The organism is Dyadobacter frigoris (assembly GCF_005280585.1).
Taxonomy (GTDB): domain Bacteria; phylum Bacteroidota; class Bacteroidia; order Cytophagales; family Spirosomataceae; genus Dyadobacter; species Dyadobacter frigoris.
On record NZ_SZVO01000003.1, the window covers coordinates 206,687 to 232,736 of the forward strand.

General features: G+C 38.6%; 22 protein-coding genes. 7 read left to right on the top strand and 15 right to left on the bottom strand.

The window, feature by feature from the left end; translation table 11 throughout:
* Position 1: 1 nt before the first annotated feature.
* The 6 genes from FDK13_RS07935 to FDK13_RS07960 all read right to left on the bottom strand — a co-directional run bounded on the left by FDK13_RS07935 (position 2) and on the right by FDK13_RS07960 (position 5,892).
* Positions 2–784 (bottom strand): endonuclease/exonuclease/phosphatase family protein, encoded by a 783-nt coding sequence (locus FDK13_RS07935; protein WP_229215951.1) that lies wholly within the window; start codon positions 782–784, stop codon positions 2–4.
* Positions 785–969: 185 nt separating this feature from the next.
* Positions 970–1,302: an L-rhamnose mutarotase gene (locus tag FDK13_RS07940; RefSeq protein ID WP_137339457.1), complete on the bottom strand. Its 333-nt coding sequence runs from the start codon at positions 1,300–1,302 to the stop codon at positions 970–972.
* Positions 1,303–1,317: 15 nt separating this feature from the next.
* Positions 1,318–2,145, bottom strand: a complete 828-nt coding sequence (locus FDK13_RS07945) for an amidohydrolase family protein (RefSeq protein WP_137339458.1) — start codon at positions 2,143–2,145, stop codon at positions 1,318–1,320.
* Positions 2,146–2,211: 66 nt separating this feature from the next.
* The gene (locus tag FDK13_RS07950) at positions 2,212–3,075 is read right to left on the bottom strand and encodes a fumarylacetoacetate hydrolase family protein (protein WP_137339459.1); all 864 of its coding nucleotides are present in this window, start codon (positions 3,073–3,075) and stop codon (positions 2,212–2,214) included.
* Between the two features lie 141 nt (positions 3,076–3,216).
* Positions 3,217–3,990 carry an SDR family NAD(P)-dependent oxidoreductase gene (locus FDK13_RS07955; RefSeq protein ID WP_137339460.1) on the bottom strand — a complete coding sequence of 258 codons (774 nt, stop codon included), beginning with the start codon at positions 3,988–3,990 and terminating at the stop codon, positions 3,217–3,219.
* A gap of 249 nt (positions 3,991–4,239) precedes the next feature.
* Positions 4,240–5,892, bottom strand: a complete 1,653-nt coding sequence (locus FDK13_RS07960) for a UxaA family hydrolase (RefSeq protein ID WP_137339461.1) — start codon at positions 5,890–5,892, stop codon at positions 4,240–4,242.
* 329 nt (positions 5,893–6,221) lie between these two features.
* Here FDK13_RS07960 and FDK13_RS07965 point away from each other — a divergent pair, with 329 nt between their 5' ends.
* The 4 genes from FDK13_RS07965 (at position 6,222) to FDK13_RS07980 (ending at position 11,267) form a co-directional block, all read left to right on the top strand.
* A complete protein-coding gene (locus FDK13_RS07965; protein WP_137339462.1) occupies positions 6,222–7,103 on the top strand; it encodes an AraC family transcriptional regulator in 882 nt (293 codons plus the stop codon).
* 328 nt (positions 7,104–7,431) lie between these two features.
* Positions 7,432–9,066 carry an adenine deaminase gene (gene ade, locus FDK13_RS07970; RefSeq protein ID WP_137339463.1) on the top strand — a complete coding sequence of 545 codons (1,635 nt, stop codon included), beginning with the start codon at positions 7,432–7,434 and terminating at the stop codon, positions 9,064–9,066.
* Between the two features lie 156 nt (positions 9,067–9,222).
* Positions 9,223–9,804, top strand: coding sequence for an RNA polymerase sigma factor (locus FDK13_RS07975; protein ID WP_137339464.1), 582 nt, complete (start codon positions 9,223–9,225; stop codon positions 9,802–9,804).
* Positions 9,805–9,995: 191 nt separating this feature from the next.
* On the top strand, positions 9,996–11,267 hold the full coding sequence (locus FDK13_RS07980) for a replication-associated recombination protein A (RefSeq protein ID WP_137339693.1): 1,272 nt from the start codon (positions 9,996–9,998) through the stop codon (positions 11,265–11,267).
* A 36-nt stretch (positions 11,268–11,303) separates the two neighbouring features.
* On the opposite strand, the gene FDK13_RS07985 is transcribed toward FDK13_RS07980, so the two are convergent.
* Positions 11,304–11,813, bottom strand: coding sequence for a DUF892 family protein (locus FDK13_RS07985; RefSeq protein WP_170982744.1), 510 nt, complete (start codon positions 11,811–11,813; stop codon positions 11,304–11,306).
* Between the two features lie 416 nt (positions 11,814–12,229).
* Between FDK13_RS07985 and FDK13_RS07990 the strand changes: the two genes are divergently transcribed.
* A complete protein-coding gene (locus tag FDK13_RS07990) occupies positions 12,230–12,499 on the top strand; it encodes a hypothetical protein (RefSeq protein ID WP_137339466.1) in 270 nt (89 codons plus the stop codon).
* Between the two features lie 56 nt (positions 12,500–12,555).
* Here FDK13_RS07990 and FDK13_RS36390 read toward each other — a convergent pair whose 3' ends face one another.
* The 5 genes from FDK13_RS36390 to FDK13_RS08015 all read right to left on the bottom strand — a co-directional run bounded on the left by FDK13_RS36390 (position 12,556) and on the right by FDK13_RS08015 (position 19,051).
* Positions 12,556–12,846: a hypothetical protein gene (locus FDK13_RS36390; protein WP_262711810.1), complete on the bottom strand. Its 291-nt coding sequence runs from the start codon at positions 12,844–12,846 to the stop codon at positions 12,556–12,558.
* Positions 12,847–12,926: 80 nt separating this feature from the next.
* Positions 12,927–15,917 (bottom strand): glycosyl hydrolase family 28-related protein, encoded by a 2,991-nt coding sequence (locus tag FDK13_RS08000; RefSeq protein WP_220417337.1) that lies wholly within the window; start codon positions 15,915–15,917, stop codon positions 12,927–12,929.
* A gap of 125 nt (positions 15,918–16,042) precedes the next feature.
* On the bottom strand, positions 16,043–16,825 hold the full coding sequence (locus FDK13_RS08005; RefSeq protein ID WP_137339467.1) for a ThuA domain-containing protein: 783 nt from the start codon (positions 16,823–16,825) through the stop codon (positions 16,043–16,045).
* A 17-nt stretch (positions 16,826–16,842) separates the two neighbouring features.
* Complete coding sequence (locus FDK13_RS08010; RefSeq protein ID WP_229215952.1) at positions 16,843–18,006, bottom strand: glycoside hydrolase family 18 protein; 1,164 nt, start codon at positions 18,004–18,006, stop codon at positions 16,843–16,845.
* A 151-nt stretch (positions 18,007–18,157) separates the two neighbouring features.
* Positions 18,158–19,051: a DUF1684 domain-containing protein gene (locus FDK13_RS08015; RefSeq protein ID WP_137339468.1), complete on the bottom strand. Its 894-nt coding sequence runs from the start codon at positions 19,049–19,051 to the stop codon at positions 18,158–18,160.
* Positions 19,052–19,226: 175 nt separating this feature from the next.
* Here FDK13_RS08015 and FDK13_RS08020 point away from each other — a divergent pair, with 175 nt between their 5' ends.
* Complete coding sequence (locus FDK13_RS08020) at positions 19,227–19,658, top strand: transposase (protein WP_137339469.1); 432 nt, start codon at positions 19,227–19,229, stop codon at positions 19,656–19,658.
* A gap of 20 nt (positions 19,659–19,678) precedes the next feature.
* On the opposite strand, the gene FDK13_RS08025 is transcribed toward FDK13_RS08020, so the two are convergent.
* The 3 genes from FDK13_RS08025 to FDK13_RS08035 form a co-directional block, all read right to left on the bottom strand.
* The gene (locus FDK13_RS08025) at positions 19,679–20,578 is read right to left on the bottom strand and encodes a cyanophycinase (protein WP_137339470.1); all 900 of its coding nucleotides are present in this window, start codon (positions 20,576–20,578) and stop codon (positions 19,679–19,681) included.
* 2 nt (positions 20,579–20,580) lie between these two features.
* Positions 20,581–21,351, bottom strand: a complete 771-nt coding sequence (locus FDK13_RS08030) for a hypothetical protein (RefSeq protein ID WP_137339471.1) — start codon at positions 21,349–21,351, stop codon at positions 20,581–20,583.
* 185 nt (positions 21,352–21,536) lie between these two features.
* On the bottom strand, positions 21,537–22,313 hold the full coding sequence (locus tag FDK13_RS08035) for a DUF481 domain-containing protein (RefSeq protein WP_229215953.1): 777 nt from the start codon (positions 22,311–22,313) through the stop codon (positions 21,537–21,539).
* Between the two features lie 262 nt (positions 22,314–22,575).
* On the opposite strand from FDK13_RS08035, the gene FDK13_RS08040 reads away from it, so the two are divergent.
* Positions 22,576–25,971, top strand: coding sequence for a DEAD/DEAH box helicase (locus tag FDK13_RS08040; RefSeq protein ID WP_137339473.1), 3,396 nt, complete (start codon positions 22,576–22,578; stop codon positions 25,969–25,971).
* The last annotated feature ends 79 nt before the right edge of the window (positions 25,972–26,050 follow it).

The window sequence follows — 26,050 nt, forward strand, 5'->3', positions numbered from 1 at the left end:
TTTACCAAAATTCAATGGTGGCCATTATTGGGTAGTGATCCGAAACTTCCGGGTGATTTTTGATCACCTTATATCTTTTCACCCTTACCTTATTATTCATTAATACAAAAATATAATCCATCCTGTCGCCGGGAAGTCCTTCATTCCAGGTTTCCATTTGCGATCCACGCGCTGCATCCTGCCATTTTTTACGGAAAGAAAAATAAGACTGCTCGTTTGGCCTCGCCCCCATATCCATCCCGATCACAACCGGCTGAATACTACCTTGCAGCATCTGATTTACAAAAGCAGCCTGCAAGGCTCTGTCGACAACCGAAGCATACTCCAGACGTGCATTGCAAAAACGGAAAGTCAGATTTTTGGACGGATGAATAAGTCCGCACTGCAAAACCCTTGCATCCGAACCTTTTGTCATTGGCAAAATGAATTTCTGCGTTTTTTCAAAAGGCCATTTTGACAACAATCCAACTCCCTGAGAACCACTTTCCGTACTGTCTGCAACGCCATAGGCATAATACATGCCAGTCTGAATGGCCAGCTGTCGCAACTGAAACTGTACTTTCCCGTTATGTTTTAAACTATCTACTGCCTGCAAGGCAACTAACTGAGGTGAGTTTTCCTTTATTATTTTCAATATCCCCATCAAATTTGACTCGTCGTTCAAATCCAGACCGTGGCGAACATTGAAACTCATTACTTTTATCTCGATCGGCCGACGCGGCTGTGAGGAAATCAAAGTAATGGTTAAACATATTAAGCTGATAATCAGTACTAACTTTTTCAATCTATCAAATAGCTAAGTAAAACGACTCCTGTCAAATCATAATTTAAAACCATTAGGTCAAAAATTATAATCTGCGTTTGTTAATTTGTAAGAAGTTTTCCCTGACTTTTGCTGAGTATGCTGGTGGTTTGCTAGTTTTAAAAGTTACTTTTCAATCGGCTAAATCTATTTTTCAAGCTTTTATTTTAAACCAAGGCAAAAATCTGATTCATCAACATCCATTTTTCGCCCTCTTTTACTGAGGGAAGTGCCTGCTGATATTTCCAGACAAACTTCTCCCATTCCTGTACTTTCGGATTGGCAGCGTCCATGGCATCTTTCCTCTCAAAACTGAAATGATCTTCCGTTTCCATGATCATGAAAAGACGGTTTTCAATCCGAAAAATTTCCATTTGTGTAATACCGGAATCAAGAATGCTCTTGGCAATTTCAGGACGGATTGCTTTATGAAGTGCTTCGTATTCCGCTATCATTTCAGCATCGTTTACCAAATCCAGCGCCAGACAATATCTTTTCATTACGACTATATTTCTTTAATCAAGAGAATAAAATTTCACTGCGTTATCGCCCCAGATTTTCTTCTGTTCGTCTTTTGACAACTTTGCTACGTAAGTCGCAAGAATATCTTTCATCGCTCCATATTCTGCTGCTACCAGACAAACCGGCCAATCCGATCCAAAAAGTATACGATTTGCACCAAAAGCTTCGAAAACAATATCCAGATAAGGCGTAAAATCTTCGTTTTTCCAATTGTACCAGTCCGCTTCCGTTACCATTCCGGAAACTTTGCAGGAAACGTTTGGCAATTCAGCAAGTTTCTTAATGTCTTTTGCCCAACCTTCGATTTCACCTTTTTTGATATAAGGTTTTGCAATGTGATCCAATACAAAACGAACATTTGGCAATTCTTTTGCGAAAATATAACTGGCTTCCAGTTGCGTCGGATAAACCAGAATATCGTAAGTAAAATTAAAAGCAGTAAGCTGTCTTACACCTTTAATAAAATCCGGTTGTTCCAAAAAACCATCGCGTTCGCCTTGTACCACGTGACGAAAACCTTTTAATTTTTCAAATTGTGAACAAACTTCCAGACGGTCATATAAATTATCAGCACGCAAATCAATCCAGCCTACAACTCCTTTGATAAAATCATTCGATTCAGCCATTTGCAGCAAAAACTCTGTTTCCTGATTAGACTGATCCGCCTGAACCACCACACAGCCATCCACGCCATTGGTTTTTAAAACAGGCTCCAAATCTGCCGGGAGGAAATTTTTGCGTATTTTTTCCATTTCCGGTGTGATCCAGGAATCTCTTTCCTCGTCATAAACCCAAAAATGCTGATGCGAATCGATTACCATTTTTTATATTTTGATGATAGATTTTGAAATGAAATTTTTATAAAAACTTCATTTCAAAATGCTGAATTATAATGATTTCCAGGCAATTGCTTCTTGTCTTTGTTCGCCCAAACCTTCAATTCCAAGTTCTACAACGTCACCTGGTTTCAAATAAAATGGTGGTTTCATACCCAAACCAACACCTGCCGGCGTTCCTGTTGAAATAACATCACCTGGAAGCAAAGTCATAAACTGGCTCAGATAACTTACTAAAAACGGTACATGAAAAATCATATCGGAAGTCGTGCTATCCTGAATTTTCTTACCGTTTAATGACAACCAGAGATTAAGATCATTCGCATTGGCAACTTCCGAAGATGGAACAAAATAGGGTCCGATTGGAGCGAAAGTGTCATTACTTTTTCCTTTTACCCATTGTCCGCCGCGCTCTAACTGAAATTCACGTTCTGAATAATCATTGTGAACAGCATATCCGGCTACATAATTCAAAGCATCCGCTTCTTCAACATAACTCGTTTTCTTACCAATGATCACTGCAAGTTCAACTTCCCAGTCCGTTTTCACAGAATTACGAGGAATAATGACCTGATCATTTGGACCAACCAAAGCAGAAGTAGATTTAAAAAATACAATCGGCTCTTTTGGAAGCTCGGTTGCACCGGATTCATATGCATGTTTTGCATAATTCATTCCAATACAAACAATTTTGGAAGGACGCGCTATGCATGAACCGAAGCGAAACCCTTTTTCAACGCGAGGCGCTGATTCTGAATTTGTAGTCAGCCAGTCCGCAAGACGGTTCAAACCATCCGTCGCAAAAAATTTCTCATTATAATCTTCACCAAAAGCAGAAACATCAAGCAGTTCGCCATTTGTTAATGCTACACCAGGTTTTTCTTGTTCGTATGCGCCAAAGCGGAAAAATTTCATATTGTGTTTTTTGTTGTTACACAGAGGAAATAGGAGTTTAAAAGGAGGTACACAGAGTTTTTATAAAAAAATTTACTCAATAAAATAAAACTCTGTGTACCTCTTTTTAACTCTGTGGCACTCTGTGTAACCTATAAATAATTAGTTATTTAGTTTTTCGAATCCTCCATCGATCAGGTAATCACAGCCTGTGATGAATGAGGCTTCGTCTGAGCAGAGGTATAGTGCCAGTGCACCTATTTCCGAAGGTTTTGCCATACGTCCGATGGGTTGGGTTTTTGACAGTTTCTCAAACATTTCAGCTTCTTGTCCCGGGTAATTTTTCGAAATAAAACCATCCACAAAAGGCGTATGAACACGAGCCGGGGAAACGCTGTTGCAACGAATTCCATCGGCCAGATAATCACGTGCAACAGATAATGTCATAGAAAAAACAGCTCCTTTTGCAGTTGAATAAGCAAAACGATCAGGAATACCTACTGTTGCTGCAATAGATGCCATGTTCAAAATAACTCCGCCACCTGCTTTTTTCAAATGTGGAATCGTTGCGAAAAGGCAATTATAAACGCCCTTTACATTCACATTGATAACGCGGTCAAAATCTGTTTCGGCTGTATTGTCTGCCTTGCCAACATGAGCTATTCCGGCGTTGTTTACCAGAATATTGATTGTCGCTTTTTCAGCAATTCCATCAATAACTTTTACAACATCGGCCTGCTGTGATATATCAATAGCATGTGCTTCTGCGCTTCCTCCTTCGCTTTTAATATCCGCTACAACCTGATTGGCAAGATCAATATTTAGTTCAAGAATATGGACATGTGCGCCCTGTTTTGCAAAGGTTTTGGATATTGCCAATCCGATTCCGCTTGCGCCACCGGTTACCAATGCCACTTTACCAGTTAAATCAAACATGTATTTTACAATTTAATATAAGATCAAGAGTCTGTTTGAAAAGACTTTTGATGAATAACTTTACTCGAAAACTAATCCTTGTCGCCGGGATAAATCCCGATCCGCGGAGGAAGTATCTCACTGCCCAAGGATAAATCCCTGAGTTAATATAAACACTTCGGGATAAATCCCGAGGAATTGGTTGCCCTGTCCACCATCCCAAGGATAAATCCTTGGGTTAATATTTGTCACTAAGTTAGAATTTCTCAATTAAAGGGAAACACCTCTTTTCCAAGGAATAAAGTCATCCTGACCCAATTGCTGTGCTTTTGTAAGTTCCCCGCTGGCTACTTTTATCACATATTCCAGCAAATGATCCGCATTTTCTTCCAATGACTGAGATCCGTCAACAACCGGTCCGCAATCAAAATCGATTACATCAGGCATACGGTTAGCCAGAATTGTATTGGTTGCAACTTTCGCAACCGGGCAAATCGGGTTACCTGTTGGCGTTCCTAATCCGGTTGTAAATAAAATAATATTTGCTCCCGCAGCCGTTTGTCCAGTAGTCGCTTCCACATCATTTCCTGGTGTACAAACCAACGCCAGACCTGGAACAGTTGCTCTTTCTGTATAATTTAAAACATCAGAAATATAAGCGTTTCCACCTTTTTTGGCAGCTCCGGCCGATTTAATCGCATCGGTGATCAAGCCGTCTTTAATATTTCCCGGCGAAGGATTGAAGGCGAAAGCTGAACCTACGGCTTCGGCTTTTCCTGCGTATTCACGCATTAATTTTTCAAATTTCGCTGCCTTTTCTTCGGTTACACAACGGTTCAGCAATTCCTGCTCAACGCCATTAAGTTCAGGAAATTCGGCCAAAAGCGTTTGTCCGCCTAACCCAACAATAATATCAGATAAATGACCTAAAACCGGATTTGCCGAAATTCCTGAAAAGCCATCAGAACCTCCGCATTTCAATCCAACGGCAAGTTTCGACAACGGAGCGTCTTCACGTTCCTGTTTGTTCATTTCTGTTAAACCTAAAAAAGTAGACTTGATAGCCCCGGAAACCAGCGAATATTCCGTTCCTTTTTGGTGTTCAAAAGCATAAAACGGTTTGTTAAAATTCGGGTCCCGTTTTTTGATCTCGTCCTCCAAAGTCTGCAACTCGGAATTTTGGCACCCTAAACTTAAAACCGTAATTCCTGCTACGTTTGGATGGACCGCATAAGCCGCAAAAAGCGCACAAAGTGTGTTCGCATCCGTACGTGTTCCGCCGCAGCCACCTTCATGTGTCAGGAATTTAATTCCGTCCACATTCGGGAAAGGGCGATTTTTAGTTTGCTGCTCTCTTGTTGGCTCCGAAAACCCTCCAAGATTTTGCATCTTTGACATATCACCAGACTGATACGCTTTTAAAAATTCTGCAACCTGTCCGCGGTACATATCGGTCTGTGCATAACCAAGTTCACGCTCGAAAGCATCTTTCATGATCAGCACGTTTCTGTTTTCACAAAAAACAAGCGGCAGCACCAGCCAGTAGTTGTATGTCCCTACACGACCATCTGCACGATGATAACCTTTAAAAGTCCGACCTTCCCAGCGGCTTACATCTGGCTGGGTATATAAATATGGTTGACGATTTGCAGTGCTGTAATCCTGAGAATCGTGTTTTAAATTAAAAGTTGTGATCGGTTCGCCACGTTTGATCGGCTGCTTCGCGCGACCTACCAAAACGCCGTACATAATAATTGCTCCGCCGGTTTCTATATCTTCTGTTACAAATTTATGTTTAGAAGAAACGCCGTAAGGCAGCCGATAACTTACCCCGTTCCATTCTGCCTCTGCCCCGGTTGGTAAATCCCTCAACGCTACAATAACATTATCAGAGGGGTGAATTTTTAAAAGATTGGACGCCATAGTACTCTCAAGAGAAAATATGTATTAATAAAGTTCATGATTGGTGAATTTGAAATAACATGATGTAAAAGAATATTTCAGACTACAATTACACAGACGAAATAATCAGCTTTTACCCGGTTTACCAAAAGCAGCGATCATTATTATATACTGCAAAAGGACCGAAATAGTACATCAAGTTATCTAAAATAAAAATACCAATATTTTCTATTGAATTTTTATACAAATGAATAGAAATATTAAAAGGTCATGTTTCACTATTATAGCATATTTTTCAATAATTTTGGCATAAAGTATATGATAAGTGTATAAATCATGACATTATAACTGTGAAACCACAATTACTGAAAGTCCCCAAAGGTTTGCAGCAATCTTTCAGCATTAGAAGAGACGTTGTTCTATATTTCTATAACCGCTGGCATTATCATCCTGAAATGGAACTGGTCCATATTGAACAAGGCTCGGGAACTCAGTTTGTAGGCGATAATATTCAGCATTTTCAAAGCGGGGATCTTCTTTTAATAGGTTCAAATCTGCCGCATTACTGGCGTTGTGATGAAAAATATTTCCAGGGAGATTCAAAATTATATGCCCAGGCAACGGTTTTACATTTTTCTGCTGAATTGTTTGGGGAAGTTTTCAGAAACCTGCCTGAAAATAAATCCATCAACGAATTGCTGGATAAGGCAAAATATGGAATGAAATTATCCGGGCCTGAAAATCATCTGGTAAAATCATTATTACAAAATCTGCTTGATCAAAAAGAGGGAAATCCTGTTATTTCTCTGCTCCAAATCCTGGAAACACTGGCGCAAAGCAAGGATATCAAACTACTTTCCAACAGTCATTATCAGGAAGAATATGATCAATATGATACGGACAGGATTAATCAGATTTATAAATATTCTCTTGATAATTTTCAGCGAAAAATAACGATTGAAGAAATTGCAGAAGTTGCCAGTATCAGTCCACATTCCTTTTGCCGGTATTTTAAGAGTCGGAGCCGTAAAACTTATTCTCAGTTTTTGCTTGAACTGCGGATTGGTCATACCTGTAAATTATTGATTGACGGAAAACTGAGTGTAGCCCAGATCTGCTATGAAAGCGGGTTTAATAACTTCGCCAATTTCAATAAATACTTCAAAATCCATACAGGGAAAAGTCCGTTGCAGTATCAAAAGGGGTATCGGGCGAGTCCGGTGCTTTTGTGATTAATGGATTTTATCTAAAAAAAATTTAAGAAGCTTGATAGTTTGCCTACCCGTCCGACGGTAGAAAAAACCGTCGGACGGGTCGCCCGTTCACAAAATCTGGCTTGACCAACCTATCTGAAAAGATGTCAAGTTTCGAAGAATCTGGTTCGAGCCACCCGTCGGACGGCTTTTTCCGCCGTCCGACGGGTAAGAAACGTTTCTAAAAACCATAAAGATTCATAAACCCAATCAGCAAAAACCTCCATCTTAAAATCTCCTTTTAAATATAATATCTACCTTGTGCAACCAAAGTCAAACGCTATCGCCTAACAGCTAAAACCAACCAATGAAAGCCAATCTTATCAATATATTTGAAAAATCAGTTAAGGAAGCTGAGATTACAATTGAAAACAAAATCATTTCCAAGATCTATATAATAGGAAAAGAAAACCCATCATTACCATATATTCTGCCAGGCTTTGTGGATGCGCACGTGCATGTTGAAAGCTCTATGTTAACACCTTCACAATTTGCAAAACTTTCGGTAGTACATGGAACCGTGGCTACCGTTTCTGATCCGCATGAAATCGCCAATGTAATGGGCGTGCAGGGAGTAGAATATATGATTGAAGATGGAAAAAGAGTTCCGTTTAAGTTTTGTTTCGGTGCTCCTTCATGCGTTCCTGCTACGATTTTTGAAACAGCAGGAGCTGTTGTCGATCCGGATGATGTCAAAAAATTACTAGCAAGTGACGACATCGGTTATCTGGCAGAAGTCATGAATTTCCCTGGTGTTTTAAATGGCGATCCGGACATGATTGCCAAAATAAACTGGGCGAAACATTTTAATAAGCCTATCGACGGACACGCACCCGGGCTTCGTGGTGAAGCCGCAAAAAAATATGCAGAAGCCGGCATGACTACTGATCACGAATGTTTCACTTATGACGAAGCAAAAGAGAAAATTGGATATGGTGTAAAAATCCTGATCCGAGAAGGAAGTGCTGCGAGGAATTTTGACGCACTAATTCCATTACTGGCAGAATTTCCGGAAAAGATCATGTTCTGTTCGGACGACAAACATCCTGATAATCTGGTAGAAGGACATATCAATGTATTGGTAAAACGCGCGTTGGCGCTCGGTCACGATATCTGGAATATACTTTCCGCTGCCTGTCTTAATCCTGTACTTCATTATAATTTGCCAGTCGGGTTACTCCGTGTACAGGACGCAGCCGATTTTATCGTCATTGATAATATGACTGATTTTAATATCCTTCAAACCTATCTGAATGGAGAACTGGTTGCAGAAAATGGGAAATCCTTACTTCCTGATTTACGCAGTAGTCATATTAATCAATTCAACTGTACTGTTAAAGAAGCAGCTGATTTTGCTGTTCCGGCTTCCTCTGCTGAAGGTCCAAAAATCCGGGTAATTGAAGCATTGGAGGGACAATTGATTACACAATTGTTGATTGAAAATTATAAAACCGATGGCGAATTTATTCTATCGGATATTGATCATGATATTTTAAAAATCGCCGTTGTTAACCGTTACCAAAATACAGTACCAGCCGTTGCCTTTATTAAGAACTTTGGGATTAAAGAAGGAGCCATTGCTTCAACCGTAGCACACGATTCACATAATATAATTGTTGTTGGCTGTGATGATCAAAGCATTTGTGACGCAGTCAATTTATTAGTTGAAGCAAGAGGCGGAGTTTCGGCAGTTGGGTTTGGAGAAAAACATATGCTGGCATTACCCATAGCAGGACTTATGTCTGATGTGGACGGATACGAAGTTGCAGCTTCTTACACGCAACTGGATCAATTCGTAAAAACGCAGTTGAAATCGACTTTGATGTCACCTTACATGACTTTATCTTTTATGGCTTTATTAGTAATTCCTTATATTAAACTAAGCGACCGCGGACTTTTCGATGGTGAAAAGTTTGAATTTGTACCTTTATCTATACAATAGGTTACTAATTGGGGATTATAGCAAGATAAACCTATCAGATGTAATTTTTTCTGGAAAATATTTTTTTAATACGTTTTTTTATAAATATATTTACAAGTGTAAAAATGACCCTTATTAAATTATATTCCTAACCCCAATTAAATTCCTAACCTTACAATGGCTCACTTACGCTACAAACAAGAAGAAGAACTTTGTTTTTGGGACCAGTTCAGAAAAGGAGACGAGAACGCTTATGCCTGCCTTTATCGCTCGTACGTTCACATCCTTTATCAGTACTGCTCACAGTTTACGATTGATAAGCCGCTGATTAAAGATTGCATTCACGATTTGTTTGTGGAATTATGGAAGAACCGGGCAACATTGGGTGATACCACTTCTGTTCGGTTTTATCTTATGGCCTCTATTAAGAGAAAACTGGTACGCCATTTGAACGCCCAGCAAAAGCATACGAGCAACGAAGATATCCCGGTTGAATACTGGCATATCCACACGCCGTCTCATGAGAACCATATGATTTCTGAGGAGGAATTTGATTCTACCAACCAACATTTAAATGTAGCGATCAACGGACTTCCCCGCCGCCAGCGTGAAGCTATATTTTTGAAATTTTACATGAACCTGAATAACCACGAAATTGCAGATTTGATGAAAATTAACATCCAATCCGTTTATAACCTGGTTTTTGGTGCGTTGGGGAATCTTAAAAAACAAATGACATTGGATCGCCTTACTTTCTGATCTGAAAATATTAATACCTGGTTGAAAAAAGCGTAGCATTTGTTACGCTTTTTTCTTTTTTAAATTCAACAATAAATACAAAATTTTGATTATCAATATTTTACAAACACTTCAAATACATTATTGAATGCTTCATTGCCAAGATTTGTTATCTTGATACAACAAACTGAAAAACTTTATTCTCAATCATGATATCACCGATTGCCACACCGCTTGCCGAAAGATTAAGACCTCGTATACTGGATGATTATATCGGACAAGAAAAATTACTGGGCAAAAACGGATCTCTGCGAAGAGCTATTTTACAAAATACAATTCCATCGATGATTTTATGGGGACCTCCCGGTGTGGGGAAAACTACGCTTGCACTCATGCTTGCGGATGCTACCAAAAGACAATTTTATAATCTCAGCGCAATTAATTCGGGGGTTAAAGAGTTAAGAGAAGTTTTGGCCCGACCTTCGGGCCTTTTCCCTCCTATTCTTTTCATTGACGAAATTCATCGGTATAATAAAAATCAACAGGACGCCTTACTTGGTGCCGTTGAAAAAGGCCAGGTAACGCTTATTGGCGCTACTACCGAAAACCCCTCTTTTGAAATTAATTCCGCTCTACTCTCCCGCTGCCAGGTTTATATTCTTGAAGCCTTTGGAGAAGATGAGCTGAAAGCGTTAATCGAGCGCGCTTTGACAAAGGATGAATGGCTGAAACAGAAGAAAATCACTTTTACATCTTATGATGCTTTACTAAGACTTTCTGGCGGCGACGGCAGAAAACTGCTTAATCTTTTGGAACTGGTCGTTTTGGGGAAAGGTGATGTTGAAGAAATGGAAATTTCGGATGACTGGGTTACCGAAGTCGCCCAGCAAAATATTGCGCGTTATGATAAGTCCGGAGAACAGCATTATGATATTATTTCGGCATTTATAAAATCTTTACGCGGAAGTGACCCTAATGGCGCCGTGTACTGGATGGCGCGAATGATTGTGGCTGGTGAAGATCCTTCCTTTATCGCCAGGAGAATGCTGATCATGGCTTCAGAAGATATTGGAAATGCCAATCCAACTGCGATGATTATGGCAAATGCCTGTATGCAGGCTGTGAATGTAATCGGATATCCGGAATGTAGAATTATTTTGTCGCAGGTAGCGATTTATCTCGCCACGTCCCCGAAAAGTAATGCAAGTTATCTTGCTATTGCTGATGCCATCGAGGCGGCAAAAAACACAGCTCACTTGCCCGTTCCGCTTCATTTACGCAACGCTCCTACCAAGCTGATGAAACAAATTGGCTATGGAAAGGAATATAAATATTCGCACGACTTCCCGGGGAATTTCGCGAAACAGAATTTTTTACCGGATGATCTTAAAGGGAAGAAATTTTTCGAACCTGGTGTTAATGCCCGCGAAGAGGAGATACGCCGGAAATTACAACAATGGTGGCCCGACTGGTATGAGTATTGATAAAAATTGTGGATGGTAGGGCTTGATTATCAAAACCTAAGCTCTCGAATCACGTTCTCTGACAAGCTTTTCTGCAAGCCTGGTTAAGTATTGATGATTATTTGTTTCCTGCCCCGATGCAGATTTTAAAATCTCGGTAATTTGCTCCGTATTCAGATCATCAACCAGTTCAATAAGATTTTCATAAGTCAAAATCTGATAACTTGCCAAATCCTGTGGCTTGGAAACCTGATTCTTAATCCTTACAACATCTGACTCATTTTCAGTCTGTTCCACTATACTGCTCTCAATTTTCCCACTATCAATTTTATTAGATTCAAGTGGTTTATCTGCAACTTCTGGTTTTGGAAAAGCCTTTTCCAGACTTTTGACATCCGCATCGGTTTGTTTCCAAATATTTTTGAGTGCTTTGGCGAGCTTTTTCATATTCTCTTTGGTTTCCATTTCCCGGAGGGATTCTTCCAGTTTCTTTTCACCAAAATAACTATTTCTAAGTTCAGATAGAAACAGTTCCTGATATTTTATTTTCTTTAAGTTCTTGTCCATAAAGTACATGACAAAATATGCAATCCAATAAATACTACAATTCTACAAAAAAAATACTATTCAATAACAGAGGTTGGACGTTTATATTGTTCACTTATATTGACGAAGAATAGTGCAAAAAGTCATTATTTATTCTTCCTTATTTAGAAAAAAACATTTTCCCACCAGGGAAATTATATCCACAGGTTCCAAAATACCCTTCTCCCGCATTGCAACGTCCTGTCAGGAATAAAATTTAATAAAAAATACCAGTAAAAAACACTGTACTTTTAGTGTATTACTTCCTGCAAAACATTCGTTTGGGAAGATGATAATAAAATTACCGCCTATGGAATTCTCTTTAATTTCTCAGGAACAATATTGGTATAGCATATAGTAATTACGCGTTTTACAATTTTATTTTAAAGTTTATAGCTATGCCTAATTTTTTTCATCTCGAAGGCCAGAATTTCGCCTTCAATATTGACCGTGTTGATTATTTTATAAGATCTCAGGAAGAGCCAAAAGAAGAAGGATTGATCAAATACCTGATCACTTTTTATTCCAATGAAATTAAAGTAGGAATTTGGGAATATGATTCTGCAGAAGCCAGAGACAATCAATTTTTAAATCTGGTTACAAAAAAATTCCAATCATCTGCTACAAAAGATCCTCATATTTTCAAAGGACAAGTACCTGTTTTTTAATTTGAGTTCCTTCATAAAAAATGGAGTGAGGCGGATTGCTTCACTCCATTTTTTTATTATGAAAATCCTAATAAAGGCTCATCTGCTTCTTGTCCTGGTAGTGGTTCCGGGCTGATTTCCGGCGCATCAGGCGTATATGGAGGCAACTCCGGTTCTGGCACAACAGGTGGTGTTTCGGGCTCTTTCTCCCAAGGCGGAGCTTCCTGGGGAATTTCCGGATCAGGATATTCCGGTCGTGGTTCCAGTGGTGGTGCTTCCGGCGGACTTAACGGATCAGGATATTGATGTCCCTGACTTACAACAGATTCTTCCGCTGAATCATCTGCCGGATTATATGTCTTTTTCATGGTATTTCAATTTAAGAATGCACTGATATATCTTCATTGCAATCCTTAAAATAACCATGCCCTTTTACATTTTTCACATATTATTTAATCCGGACCTGATATAATGCGTTCCGACCCGTGATGAAAAGTGTGTTCATTTTTTCTCCGCCAAAAGTCATAGTCGCCGGTCTTTCAGGCACTTCTATTCCGCCAATTTGTTTTCCATCTTTATTGTAAATATAAATCTGACCATCAGCTATATACACATTTCCATCGCTGTCAACCGCTGAGCAGAATTCACCTTTTTCCGTAAAGGTTTCGGGCTCAGACAAATAGCCTTCTGAACCAACACGAAGTTTTACTGTCCGCTTAATATATTCATCTGTTGCATAAATTTCTTTCCCCGGAAAACCTTCAACCAAAGAATTAGACCTTGCCAGATCGTAAACAACCGGAATAATGGTAACACCGTCCGGGGCCACAAAAGCTTCTTTGAAATGATTTGTACTGACTTTGTTAAAATCACCAGAATCTCTTCTTCTATTTGATGGATTAAGTGTTTTCTGAATGTTTTTAATATTCTCGATTGGCGTTTTTTTCAACAATTGAATTGTTTCCTCTGGATTTAATGCATCCATGGAATAAACCAAAGTACCAAAACCTGAATTCCCCCAGCCGCTATATGAAGTCCCGGCAGCATCCGGCATGACCGGAAAAACTTCCGGTTTCCCATCAATCAGATAACCTGGCCGCGGTATATATTTGAAAACGACAAGCAAATTATCTTTCGTATCACAAGCTAGCGAAAGTGGTTCCCAGGGAAAATCTGCAACAAGACTAAGAGATTTTGACTCCACAGACCATTTGTAAATCCGCCGCATACGTGATTCACTAAAATAAACATTACCCTTACTATCATGGCAAATGCCGTCAGCAAATTCGAAGCCATTTACCAACTGACGCACCTGCCCGACTGAATCAGCAACAACCTTCTTCTTTGGTAAATTACCACTTATAAAAAGCCGGTTAAACTCCCACGGCCGCACTTCCAAATTAGAATTAATATCATACAAAGGAATCGTGCTGGAATATTTTGTCTGGCTGTAATTATGGACATTTAAAAATTCAACGTTTTTGTTTCCCCAACTTCTGATTGAATAAGCAGCCGGTGTATTAACCCGTATCACTCGAAACATGTACAAATTAGCAAAAACCAGATTTTTGCAGTTTTCGATTTCAAGTGGCTGACAATCTGAGCTTTCCTTACTTTCTTCTTCAAGCTGCAAAGCATAAACTTTCCAGTTTGATACATTTTTAAACCTGACTTCATTCCGAACGTGATGCTCAACGGACATCGCATAAATTCTGCCCGGCGTCGACGTATTAGAAATATAAGCCCCGGATGTAGCAAAGGTGCCGGCCGACCAGATATTCTTAAAAGTCCCTCCTCCCCCTTTTGTAATCCATAAACTCCAGTATTGGCTATCCCACGCGGACTGCTCGTCGCTATAAGCAGAAGATTTATTCCAGATCGAATTGGGACGCTCAATGGAACCGTGTCCTCCCAGGAATTTTACATCATTTACATATGAATCTGCATTGGCCATCCATTTACACGCAACGGCCCGGGGGTTCAAAGCGCCGGTAGAAAGTCCAATTCCAGTTAAAATATTAAACCCGCCTTCGGAAGATTCAATCAAAGCTTTTGGTCCGCCGAAGCTTCCAAAAGCTTCCGTGTTATCCCGCAAAATAAATTGTGTAGCAATTGGACTTAATCCGATTAAAACAGAATTAGGTTTTAATTTAATCGTTTCAGTAACCCTATACCAACCTTGGGGCACATAAATATTTGGATTTTTGTCAATCGCTGACTGAATCGCTTTGGTATCATCTGTGATTCCATCTCCTTTTGCACCAAGTGATTTCAGGTTCACCCAACTTTTCATATCAGGAAAATCAGGGATATCTTTTTTTGTTAGATTTGGAAGTGATTTTAAGATTTCAAATTCATGTATGGTTCCAAATTCAGGCTTTTTCCCCAAATCAGAAATTTGTAACCCATGATTAAAATTTTTAATTCTGTATATATTTCCTTCTCCCGAAACCTGATTTTTGCTATGCAAATGACTAACCAGCACGGGTACTTTACTACAATGGACATTGCGCAAACTGATTTGCGTGTAAGCATTATTTTCATCGCTGATGACCAGTGCGGGACCAGAAATGTTTTCAAACCGGCTGTCTTCTATAAATAGCTTTTCATAAAAATTCTCATAGACCTCAATCACAGTCGGAACATTTTTTACCGTCATTCTGACAATAGTCAATCCGCCTTCCCTGGATTTAATGGCTGCTTTTCGCTGGCCCTCAAAATAAGTATCAACCATCATAAACTGCCAGCCCGGAGATGGTTTGGTTGTGTAAATCCCATATTCTCCACCAAAGAATCTGACATCTTCCATTTCATTACCCACATCAAAAATCCCCGCTTTTCCATTACCAATCTGAATATCAACATGTTCAATAAAACTGTGCTGTGCAAAGTGCGTTCTTAAAGCAACGGCAAACGGATTTCCATCTTCAATCCTGAAATCAATATTCGAAATGGAGCTATAAAAAGTACTTGCGCCTGCGTCGCGAACCGGTTCACCTTCTTTTTTAATAGATGAAGTAAACCAGAACATATAATTTGCTTTCCCTTTATCATCCGGATTTTCAGTTTGAAATCCAGGTGTATTTTTGCCTAAAACAAACAAAGGACGTTTATTTCCATAACCGATCAGTTTTATAGCTGTGGGAACATAAATAGTTTTACTAATTAAATAGGTGCCTTCGGGAATAAAAATAATACCGAAACTATGAATGGTTTTAAGAATGTTAATCGCTTCCTGCAAAGCATATGAAACATCCGTTTTTCCATCAGCCGTGATTTTATATTGATCGGGAGTGAAATAGACCGCCTCAGGATCTTCAGGTTTTATTTTATAGAAAGAAATATTTTCTGTCGCTTTTGCCTTCAACTTATCTGCCGATTGGCTGTAAACGGAAATTTGTACTGATAGCAAAATACAGATTAGGATGAAATTCTTCACGGTTGGATAAGGTATTTAGGAAAATCCAGATCACTGGAAACTAAAAATTCACCCTTTTTAAACGTTTTCATTGTCAATAAAAACAGCTTACAAAAGGGTGAATGATTGAATAATATTAGGAATATTTATTTCTTGACAGCCCAGAAAATTGCGTTTTTGAAAAGCCTTGTATAAGCTTCATTTTCAAATAAATCAGGCGAATGTCCCATAAAGATATATACGTTTTTCGCTGCAATTTTCGGATTTGTCCATACCACAGGGTGATCCCCCATTTTGACTTTCGTTGAATCAGGTATGTACGTTGATTCGTCCACGCTCGCAATAACATGGACGTTTGGCCTCGGACTTTTATCGTAGGTATACCACTCTTCCGTTTTGACTATAAAGGAAGTCGGGACACCTTTCATGACCGGATGTTTCCTGTCTTCAACATTTACTTTGCCGGAAGCAAAAGTGGAAATGTAATTCTTAAACCTGATACCGCCTATAAAATCATGAAACCAGTTCCACATCGGATAGCCGTCAAATTCGCCCAGTAAGGTCGCGTGATGAAAACCAATCCAGCCACCTTTTCCTTCTTTAATATATTTTTCAAAAGCAGCGGCAGCAGTTGGTGTCCAGGCATAGGGCGGAAAGTCCAACTGGATAAAAAGCTGATAATCAGCAAGAAATTCATCATTGATTTTTTCTGTATTCTGGATATAGTCAACTGCAAAATTGTTCTCAGCTGCCAACTTATCAAGCCAGATTTTCGCAGCTTTTGAATAGTCAATATGATGACCACCATTTTCTGCAATAGCCAACACTTTGAAAACGGCAGGTTTTGATTGGGCACTAGAACTCAGACCAAAACAAACTGTTAGAATGTAAAAGAAAATAGTTACCCCGATTTTTAAAGAAATTTTCATAACAAAATCGATAAGACTTATTTCAAAGATTTATCAATTTCATTTAGCAAATAACCCTTGGGATCGGAATTGTATTCCCAAAACATTACACCTCCCAATTTATTGTCAAGCACGTACTTGCATTTCTCAGCCACTGATTTCTCATCATCATATCCGATAAAAACCCTGGTCTTTTCATTGTACAGATAAGGTGCATGGGCAACAGTATCGCGATATTCTTTATAACCTTTTTTATTGACCAGACTGTCCTTAATATAAGTATAACCGTCAATGTATTCCTTCGCAACAGAGGTCTCACCCAGTACCGTTTTGGAATCTTTCCCCAAAGTAAATGCACGGCCATAAAACGGAAGTCCAACCACAATTTTGCTTGCCGGAACACCTGCTTTCAGGTATGCTTTGACGCCATTATCTGTGGAGCGGTTTGCTTTGAAGCGATCTGTCGGGTACAAACCGGCATGATGGACAACCGTATCCCCCGAAAAAAGATCATAGGTCATAAGGTTCACATAATCCAGATATTCCTGCGCTTTGCCCATTTCCGAATGCGGAATAAATTCTTCCCAACCGGCAACTGCCGTTGTTAAAAGTTTTTTCTGTCCATCTTCCTTTTCAAAAATATCCAGTTCTTTTCTGATCGCTTCAAACATTAAAGTAAAATTCTGCTTGTCTTCAGGACGATAAACATTTCCTGAATCACCCGGCATGGCTGGATATTCCCAGTCAATATCAACGCCATCCAGTTTGTATTTTTTGATGATATCAACCGAACTTTTGGCAAATTTAGCCCTTGAACTATCCGTCAGAACCGCATCTGAAAAACGTCCGCTCCATGCCCAGCCACCGATAGAAATCAATATTTTCAGATCCGGATTGATCTTTTTGAGCAAATTCAGCTTTCTGAAATTGGTTGAATCTGTTTTTTCATTGGTAAGAAATGCCAGGCCGTTTTCAATATTTACAAAAGCATAATTGATATGCGTCAGCTTTTTAACATCAATTTTATCGGTATCAACCAGACCGTGGAAACCACCAACGTATCCGATAACAACGGGCCTGGAGTCTTTTGTTTCCTCTTTCTTTTTAGAATCGCAGGAAATGATTGCAAAACTTAAAAAAGCACCGGCCACCAGAAAAAGCATAGCATTTTTGATGTTAAATTTTTTAGAAAAAGAATTCATTTGTACGGGTTTAGAATGTATTACTTAAAGAAAATAATGATTTTAGTTTTATTGAAACTAAAAAAGAAGACCCTAAATTAAAGAAAAAACAACGACAATATCTGCCGTTGTTTTACATATCAAATCAGTATTTGCCCAGTGTTATCCAAATTCAATGGTGACCATAATTCTTTTCCCCGGCAGTAACTGTCAGAGCGAGCATGTTTTGTTTAGGAGGCAAAGGACAAGTGGCGTAAGGTGTGAAGGCACAAGGCGGATTATACGCCTTGTTGAAATCCAATGAAACATAACCATCTGCATCTGGTTTATTGGTATAAACAAATCGTCCGCCACCGTATGTTTCGTTCTTGTTTGTCTTATCACCAAAAAGAATAAAAAAACTCTCACCTTCACTCAAAGCATCCAGGCGATATTCTTTTCCTTTTATATTGAAAACTAATACGCCGGGAGATTCCTGCTCACTAAGTCTTCCGGTAACATCCATTATCGAAATTTTTCTACCAACTGTCGGTTCAAATTTTGCCTTTACTTTCCATTGTTCCGTTATTGGGAAACTTTCGATTCCTTTAAAATATTTGAGATACGGACTGTCCAGATCTTTTAAACGGATTGCATATTTTTCACCGCGTTTGATAACAAACCATCTTAAAGTTTTATATTTAAGCACAATTTCTTCATCTGAAGGAAAAATAATCAATTTGGTAACTAACTGATTATTGGCGTAAATCTCAGCTTCCGGTTTTGCAATCAGTGTTACCTCCCCATTTTCCAAAATAAATTCTCCCAAATTTGCCGGACTCCTATCCGAAGGGAAAATAAATTTATTGATACCATCACTACCAAAAGTATTTCTACCTTCTTCCAGCCAGAACAGGCCGGCGAGGTTAAGATAACCTTGCTCCGATTTAAGTTCTTTAATTCTCTGTTTTCTCCATTCCTTTATTTCATTTTCATAACCAGTATCGCTTATGAAACTAAATAAACCAGAGACAATAATGAGGATTGAAAGGACTTTTGGAATCCGAAATTTTACTTTATTATTCATATAATCAGGAGTATTATTTTCAAATATAAGAACATAAAAAACTAGAAATGAGCAAGTAAAAAGATTTTTATTTTCAGAAAAAACTCTAATAGTATATTAATTATATAGACTTTATATTTTATTTGAAATAAGTGTGTATTTTTGGATTATAGTGATAACCGGATTAAAAATAATTATGCTGTCAAAAGATCTCATCGATGCATATAAAAGTGAAGACCTCGCCACGGAGGCATTTAAAGAATATAGATTAAGAAAAGGTGTTGTCTGCAAAAAATGTGGCTGTAAAGATCACTATTGGCTTTCCTCTAAACATCAATTTCAATGCAAAAAATGCAGGTTTCGAACCACATTACAGAGTGGAACTTTGCTGGAAGGAAGCAAATTGCCCGTTTCCTACTTTTTCATTGCTTTGCATTTATTGATCAAAAAAGGCAATGACCTTAAAATCGAAGAATTTCAGCAGCAAACAGGACACAAGTACAGCGAACCTTTATACGATTTCCTTAAAAAAATAAAGCTTTACCTGAAAACAAACGAACAAAATTCTATTTTGATCGATTTCATCGAGGTAGTAAATGAAAATTTTATTTTACAAAAGGCAGAGTAAAAGGTTTGGGGGAAATGATCTTATTTCCCCGGTTCCTGAATTACTTTCCGTTCCTTTAAATCATATTTTTGCCCTTGTTTCAATAGAAAAAAGGGGCCCTGATAGTTTGTTTCCGGGCCGTTCCCGTCCGAGAATTTCCTTTCTCTTTTGGTTACGATCGTATTGTAATCATAAACGGCAACATAGGATCTTCCAACAACTTCAAAGATATCTTTTTGCACTACGATGGCCGTTGCCTCGTCCAAACCAATACCAATAATTTCCGGCGACTGGCGAATAAATTCTATTAAATCGAACTGCCGGTTTCTGCGCATCAGGTGCTGGTCAATCGCTGAATTTTTCAAAAATCCAAGTCCTTGCGTATGATCGCCAATGAGAATATGAGCACCTTTTGTATCACCTCTCCACAGAAAGGATCCCTGAATACTGGCTCCGGCAGAAGTCCCGGAAATAACACCACCACGTTCCAAAACTTCCTGAAAGGCTTTATGAGTAAGCGTGTTCAAATAAGAATCTGCGATTCTCCATTGTCTGCCGCCAACGAAATAAATGCCTGTTGCCGCTTTGATCGGTGCAATAAATTTTTCGCTGTTTGCTTCTGTTAGGCTGCTGGTATGCAGTAGTGTAACATTTTTGATACCGGTTTCCTTTTTAACAAGTTCAACTGCATCCGTTTTATAGAAACCTGAATCGCCGGCCGCAGCCGTAATCACCACAATTCTGGCATTGTCTTTTCCTCCGGCAAGTTCTGTGAATTTGTTCCATATCTCCGGTGTTGCTCCGCCGCCCCCAATAATGATTAAAGATCCTTTTTCAGGGCCATGCCTTGTAGGCGTTTCCTTAATCGTTATTGGCGACTGAGAAAAAGACTGCGTTGAGAAAATCAGCAGAAAGCTGAACAAGTAAATGTAGTTTTTCATCCTTATTGAATTACAAAATTAATTTTATCAACGCCCGTATTTTTTGTAATCTTATCGTAACCATAAACCTGGATTTCGTACATCCCGATCGCGTTCATATCCAGTATTCCTTCAAAAATATTATCAACAGAAGTTATTCCAAGCGCTACGTCTTTGTATTTAACGCCATCTTTTTTCACTATCGCTTTCACCTCAATCTGCTCAGAATCCCAGACACCGCCTTTGGTTATAGCGCAGCCGCAAAGCATAGTCAGATTAATTTTTATTTTCACCTTTTTGTCCGCCATCTTTTCCAACAGCATAATTCTATGCGTTTGCGGTTCCAGAATATCCAGAATAAAACCGGGTATGTCCAGCACAATTCCTTCCTCATCAATATCTTTACCGGGAATCAACCAGAGTTGCGTGCTGGCTTTTATAGCAGAACTTTTTCTATTGACAGGTGCTATCACTTCAACCGATACAAAAGTCGGTTCCTGAATATTAACCGAGGCTTCAAACTTTGCAGTCTTATCATCCGTCAAACGGTCATTTCTTTTATGCGGTGTTTTTAGAATTAAATCCGTGTTTCCCGAAGCACCTGTTGTCAGGCCTTTTGCGAGAATTTCTCCGGTCAATTCATTTTTTACGATAACGTAGGCACCGCCAATGCCGGTACCAATAAACTTGGCATCTTTCGCTTTGGCACGTATTACCAATTTAGTTGGTTGAGCAATTCCACAAAAAGACAACAGAGACAGACTGATAAAAAGAAAAATTCGACTGGATTTCATTTTACTGTAAGGTAGATAAAAGATGTATTTTGAGGTGGCGTCCTGATAAAAATACACATTTCATTTTTGTTTACTCATTACAGCAACGCTTTCTGTCTTATATCATATTCTTTCCCTTTTTACTGAAATACTGAATAGAATTTTGTCGAATTCTATTCAAATTATTTAATCCAAAATGAAGGATTTTACTGCTTGTTTCCAATAGAAATACCGAAGGTAATGCGTGAATCATCCCGCTTCCGCGCTGCCTCGACAACACTTTCGTAGGAATTCTCAAAGCTGGTCCTGAGCACTACCCATTTATTAACCGGAAATTCCAAGGAAACAACCGTATTCCATCTTAAATTAGAAATATCTGTGATGGCAGGCTGAACATAAGTGATATGATTAATCCTGAAACGGTCTTTTGCAAACGAATGTCTCCCCTTGACCCGGAAAGAATTTCGCTGGATTCCGATTGTTGGCAATTCTCTGAAATTGGTAGATTCATGCACAATGGCATTTGTTAATACCAACCTGTTTTTACTTGAATTAAGTACGCGATAACCAATCCCGGCACCGGCCAATACCCGAAGTGTAATTCCACGCAAATTACTGGTTTCCAGGTTACCCAAAGCAAAAACATAGGTTTTTCTTTTCTTGAAAACATCTAAAAATAAATCTACATAAGAATCTCTTTCTGCCAGAATTCCATTTTGTTTACCATAAGTAAATCGTGGATTTGATGCAATGGAAATAACCGGACCGGTTGCAATTATTTCTGCACGTAAAACCATCAGGCTTCGGTTTACATTACCTCGTGTAAAATTTCCATCGCCGATGAACCGATAAGTCAATGTATCCAGTTTTAAAAATTCCATTTTTTTCAGAGAATCAGGTAAAATGGTTTTTATAGAATCTACAACCGACGAACTATCCCGGATTGCTTGCTGAGCAAATGTGTAAGTACTAAAAAGAGTCAAAAAACAAAATGTTAAGCTGGAAAACAGGCGGAAAATTATTTTTTTCATAAGTCATTTTCACTAAATTCAATTGCCAAAAGTTCAAAAAAATTGTTCCCTGACAACAGCGGACGTTAATAATTTAGTAGATAATCTTCTTTTGAATTGAAAATATCCATTCAATCACAATCAGAAATGTGAGCATATTTCTCTAAAATAAAGTTATTTTCACCGTCCGGAATCAAACTTCCGGAGTTAATTAATCCCAAGAATTCAGAACAGAATGCTGAAAAAACCAGGCATAAGCGAGCGGATCAGTGCATTAAAACATCATAAAAATGACTACATTTTTGAAGATTTCAATGTATCAGAACTGGATCATAATTTCATTTTAAAGTACAGTTCTTCCCTCACTGAAACCAGCAGAAGAGGTTTTTTTGATATTCAGCCGAAAGTTATTGAAGTAGATTTTGCCACCTTTCTGATCGCTTCCGGTGTTTCAGATCAATTGATTGTTACAGTCAAACAAACAGAAAAAACACTTCAACTTTCCTGTCCATGCAGTGCCGAAAAAAAAGCGCCTTGTGAACATATGGTTCAGGTTTTGTACAATTTAATGGACCGCAGGGATTTACGAATTTTCTTCGATAGTTACCTCAGATACACCCAAATAAAACTGGTAGCAAGAGATTACGGATTAGAGAATGAAACTAATCCTGACGACTATTTCCAACTTGAATACGCCAATAAAACGGTTGATATCAAACCAAAATTAAAACATCTTTTTGCTGTTAATGAAAGTACTAAGGCGTATTTAAAAGACAATTTAATACCAAAACAAAATCCGGTCTTACCCAAAAAAGCGAATTCGAAAGACGTTTCAAAACGGATAATTGTTTTCGGTCAGCATAAATATTACGATCATTTTTATGTAGAGCTTTTTGAAGCTTTAACCACGAAGGAAGGAAAACTAAAAAATCCGCTGACTCCGGTTAATCCGCTTGACCTGATCTGGAAACTTGAAAATCCCGAGGAATTAAAGTTTTATACAGGAATTTCCAAATTTCACAATCAGTACCGGTCCGGAAAATCGGATTCGGACATGGACGGATTGAAATCACTTGTGAAAAATCCCCTCAAACTGGATGTATTTTACCACGATACCAAAGTGTCAGAAAGTATTTCTGCCGCTTCATTAATACCCATTCAAATCCGCACTTTGCCGGTTGATCTCACTTTACTGGTTGATGTTAAGGATAAATTCCATGAAGTTTCCGGACAGCTTATTGTGGACGGAAGACCGTTTGCGTTAGAGATTTTAAAAATCAGATACAATTATTTCGTCATGATCAATGACACGATGCATTTGGTAGATAACCCTGACGTGCTTCGTGTGATTGATTTTTTCAAGCAAAACAATAATAAAATCCTGGTTCATGAAAGCAAATTTGACGAATTCCAAAATACAATTCTTTCCAAAGTAGAGGACAAAATTCGCGTTACCTATGCTTACCTGAAATCCGCCACGCAAACACAGCTCCGGGAAAATGGTTTTGAAAGAGAAAATCAACAACTGATTTATTTGTCTGATCTGGACAATTACGTTTTGATTACACCCGTGATGCGTTACGGAAATATTGAAATTCCTGTTCTTTCCAAAAAGCAAATTTATTCTACCGATAGCAAAGGAAAACCGTTCACCGTTGAACGGGATGACGAACTGGAAGTGCAGTTTACTTCGACATTGTTAAGACAACATCCGGATTTTTACGATCAGCTTGGTCCCGATCATTTTTATCTCAGCAAAGAAAGATTTCTGGATGAAGGCTGGTTTTTGGATGCCTTTGAGGAATGGACTAATCAAAATATTACAGTTTTAGGATTTAACGAACTGTCCAATAATAAATTAAACCAAAACAAAGCAACTGTCTCATTAACGATAAACAGCGGAACGGATTGGTTTAATACCAGTATTCAGGTGAAATTTGGGAAGGAAATCGCTACACTGAAACATCTTTCTAAATCCATCCGAAATAAGAGCAAGTTTGTTGAACTTGGTGATGGAACACTGGGGATTTTGCCGGAAGAATGGATTGAAAAATTTGCGAAATATTTCCAAGCAGGAGAAATTGCCGGAGAGATGATCCGGACACCAAAAATTAATTTCACCAGCATTCTGGAATTATACGAAGATGAAGTATTGAGCCAACCTGTTAAAAATGAACTGCTGCTGTACACTTCTAAATTTTCTGATTTTGAATCAATTAAACCAATCGAAGTACCAAAGGAGTTAAAAACTTCTCTTCGTGAATACCAGAAAGATGGTTTAAACTGGCTGAATTTCCTGGATGAATTTGGATTTGGCGGCTGCCTTGCTGATGATATGGGATTAGGGAAAACGGTCCAGATCATCGCATTTATTCTATCCCAAAGAAATAAAGGGCATCAGAATACAAACCTGATTGTTGTACCAACTTCCCTGATTTTTAACTGGCAGGCAGAAGTCGAAAAATTTGCTCCGTCGATAAAAATCCATACGGTCTACGGTTCTAATCGCGTTAAAGATCATCAGGATTTTGACGATTATGAGATCATTCTGACTTCTTATGGAACACTGCTTTCTGACATTAATTTTTTGAAGGATTACCGTTTTAATTATATTTTTCTTGATGAATCGCAAGCTATAAAAAATCCTGAGTCACAGCGTTATAAAGCTTCTCGTTTGCTTCAATCTAGAAATAAAATTGTGCTGACAGGTACGCCAATTGAGAATAATACTTTTGATTTATACGGTCAGCTTTCTTTCGCATGTCCGGGATTATTGGGCAGCAAAATTCAGTTTAAAAATCACTATGCTATTCCGATTGACCGTTTTGAAGATAGCAAACGCGCCAGGGAATTGCAGAAAAAAGTAAATCCGTTTATTCTGAGACGAACGAAGCAACAAGTTGCAACAGAACTTCCCGACAAAACGGAGATGGTTATTTATTGTGAAATGGGTGCGGAACAACGCAAAGTTTACGATTCATATTCCGACGAATTCAGACACTTTTTGCTTACACATAAAGAAAGAGATTTACCAAGGGAAAGCCTGAATATTCTGGCAGGATTGACAAAACTTCGCCAAATCTGTGATTCTCCCGCACTGATTAATGATGAAGAATATTATGGCGATTCTTCTGCTAAAATCGAGGTTTTGATTGAGCAAATCGAGAGTAAAGCACCACAGCACAAGATCCTGGTTTTTTCACAATTTGTAAAAATGCTGGATTTGATAAAGAAAGAATTGGTAGCCCGAAATATTTCTTTCGAATACTTAACAGGACAAACCAGAAACCGTTCTGAAAAAGTGGAATCGTTTCAGAATAATGACGGTGTTCGTGTCTTTTTGATTAGTTTGAAAGCTGGTGGTATTGGATTGAATTTGACAGAAGCGGATTATGTATATCTGGTTGATCCATGGTGGAATCCGGCCGTTGAAAATCAGGCTATTGATAGGAGTTATCGTATTGGGCAAAAGAAAAATGTGGTTGCAGTTCGGTTGATTTGTCCGGATACAATTGAAGAAAAAATCATGAAAATGCAGGATTCAAAAAGGAATTTAGCCAATGATCTGGTGAAAACGGATGTTTCGATTTTGAAATCGTTGTCCAAAAGTGATTTATTGGAATTGTTATAAGATATTTAATAGAATAGCCGAGTTAAATATTGCGGTGCGCTGCACCTTACGAAAATAGAGCTTGTGTTTTTTCTACAAG

What these genes read in the sequence shown, in the direction of transcription:
- FDK13_RS08005 (WP_137339467.1), bottom strand. Translation starts at nt 16,825, where the DNA reads ATGAAAATTTCTTTAAAAATCGGGGTAACTATTTTCTTTTACATTCTA.
- FDK13_RS07975 (WP_137339464.1), top strand. Translation starts at nt 9,223, where the DNA reads ATGGCTCACTTACGCTACAAACAAGAAGAAGAACTTTGTTTTTGGGAC.
- FDK13_RS07945 (WP_137339458.1), bottom strand. Translation starts at nt 2,145, where the DNA reads ATGGTAATCGATTCGCATCAGCATTTTTGGGTTTATGACGAGGAAAGA.
- FDK13_RS08025 (WP_137339470.1), bottom strand. Translation starts at nt 20,578, where the DNA reads ATGAAAAACTACATTTACTTGTTCAGCTTTCTGCTGATTTTCTCAACG.
- FDK13_RS07960 (WP_137339461.1), bottom strand. Translation starts at nt 5,892, where the DNA reads ATGGCGTCCAATCTTTTAAAAATTCACCCCTCTGATAATGTTATTGTA.
- FDK13_RS07950 (WP_137339459.1), bottom strand. Translation starts at nt 3,075, where the DNA reads ATGAAATTTTTCCGCTTTGGCGCATACGAACAAGAAAAACCTGGTGTA.
- FDK13_RS36390 (WP_262711810.1), bottom strand. Translation starts at nt 12,846, where the DNA reads ATGAAAAAGACATATAATCCGGCAGATGATTCAGCGGAAGAATCTGTT.
- FDK13_RS07990 (WP_137339466.1), top strand. Translation starts at nt 12,230, where the DNA reads ATGCCTAATTTTTTTCATCTCGAAGGCCAGAATTTCGCCTTCAATATT.
- FDK13_RS08015 (WP_137339468.1), bottom strand. Translation starts at nt 19,051, where the DNA reads ATGAATAATAAAGTAAAATTTCGGATTCCAAAAGTCCTTTCAATCCTC.
- FDK13_RS07955 (WP_137339460.1), bottom strand. Translation starts at nt 3,990, where the DNA reads ATGTTTGATTTAACTGGTAAAGTGGCATTGGTAACCGGTGGCGCAAGC.
- ade (WP_137339463.1), top strand. Translation starts at nt 7,432, where the DNA reads ATGAAAGCCAATCTTATCAATATATTTGAAAAATCAGTTAAGGAAGCT.
- FDK13_RS07985 (WP_170982744.1), bottom strand. Translation starts at nt 11,813, where the DNA reads ATGGACAAGAACTTAAAGAAAATAAAATATCAGGAACTGTTTCTATCT.
- FDK13_RS07940 (WP_137339457.1), bottom strand. Translation starts at nt 1,302, where the DNA reads ATGAAAAGATATTGTCTGGCGCTGGATTTGGTAAACGATGCTGAAATG.
- FDK13_RS08030 (WP_137339471.1), bottom strand. Translation starts at nt 21,351, where the DNA reads ATGAAATCCAGTCGAATTTTTCTTTTTATCAGTCTGTCTCTGTTGTCT.
- FDK13_RS08010 (WP_229215952.1), bottom strand. Translation starts at nt 18,006, where the DNA reads ATGAATTCTTTTTCTAAAAAATTTAACATCAAAAATGCTATGCTTTTT.
- FDK13_RS08040 (WP_137339473.1), top strand. Translation starts at nt 22,576, where the DNA reads ATGCTGAAAAAACCAGGCATAAGCGAGCGGATCAGTGCATTAAAACAT.
- FDK13_RS08020 (WP_137339469.1), top strand. Translation starts at nt 19,227, where the DNA reads ATGCTGTCAAAAGATCTCATCGATGCATATAAAAGTGAAGACCTCGCC.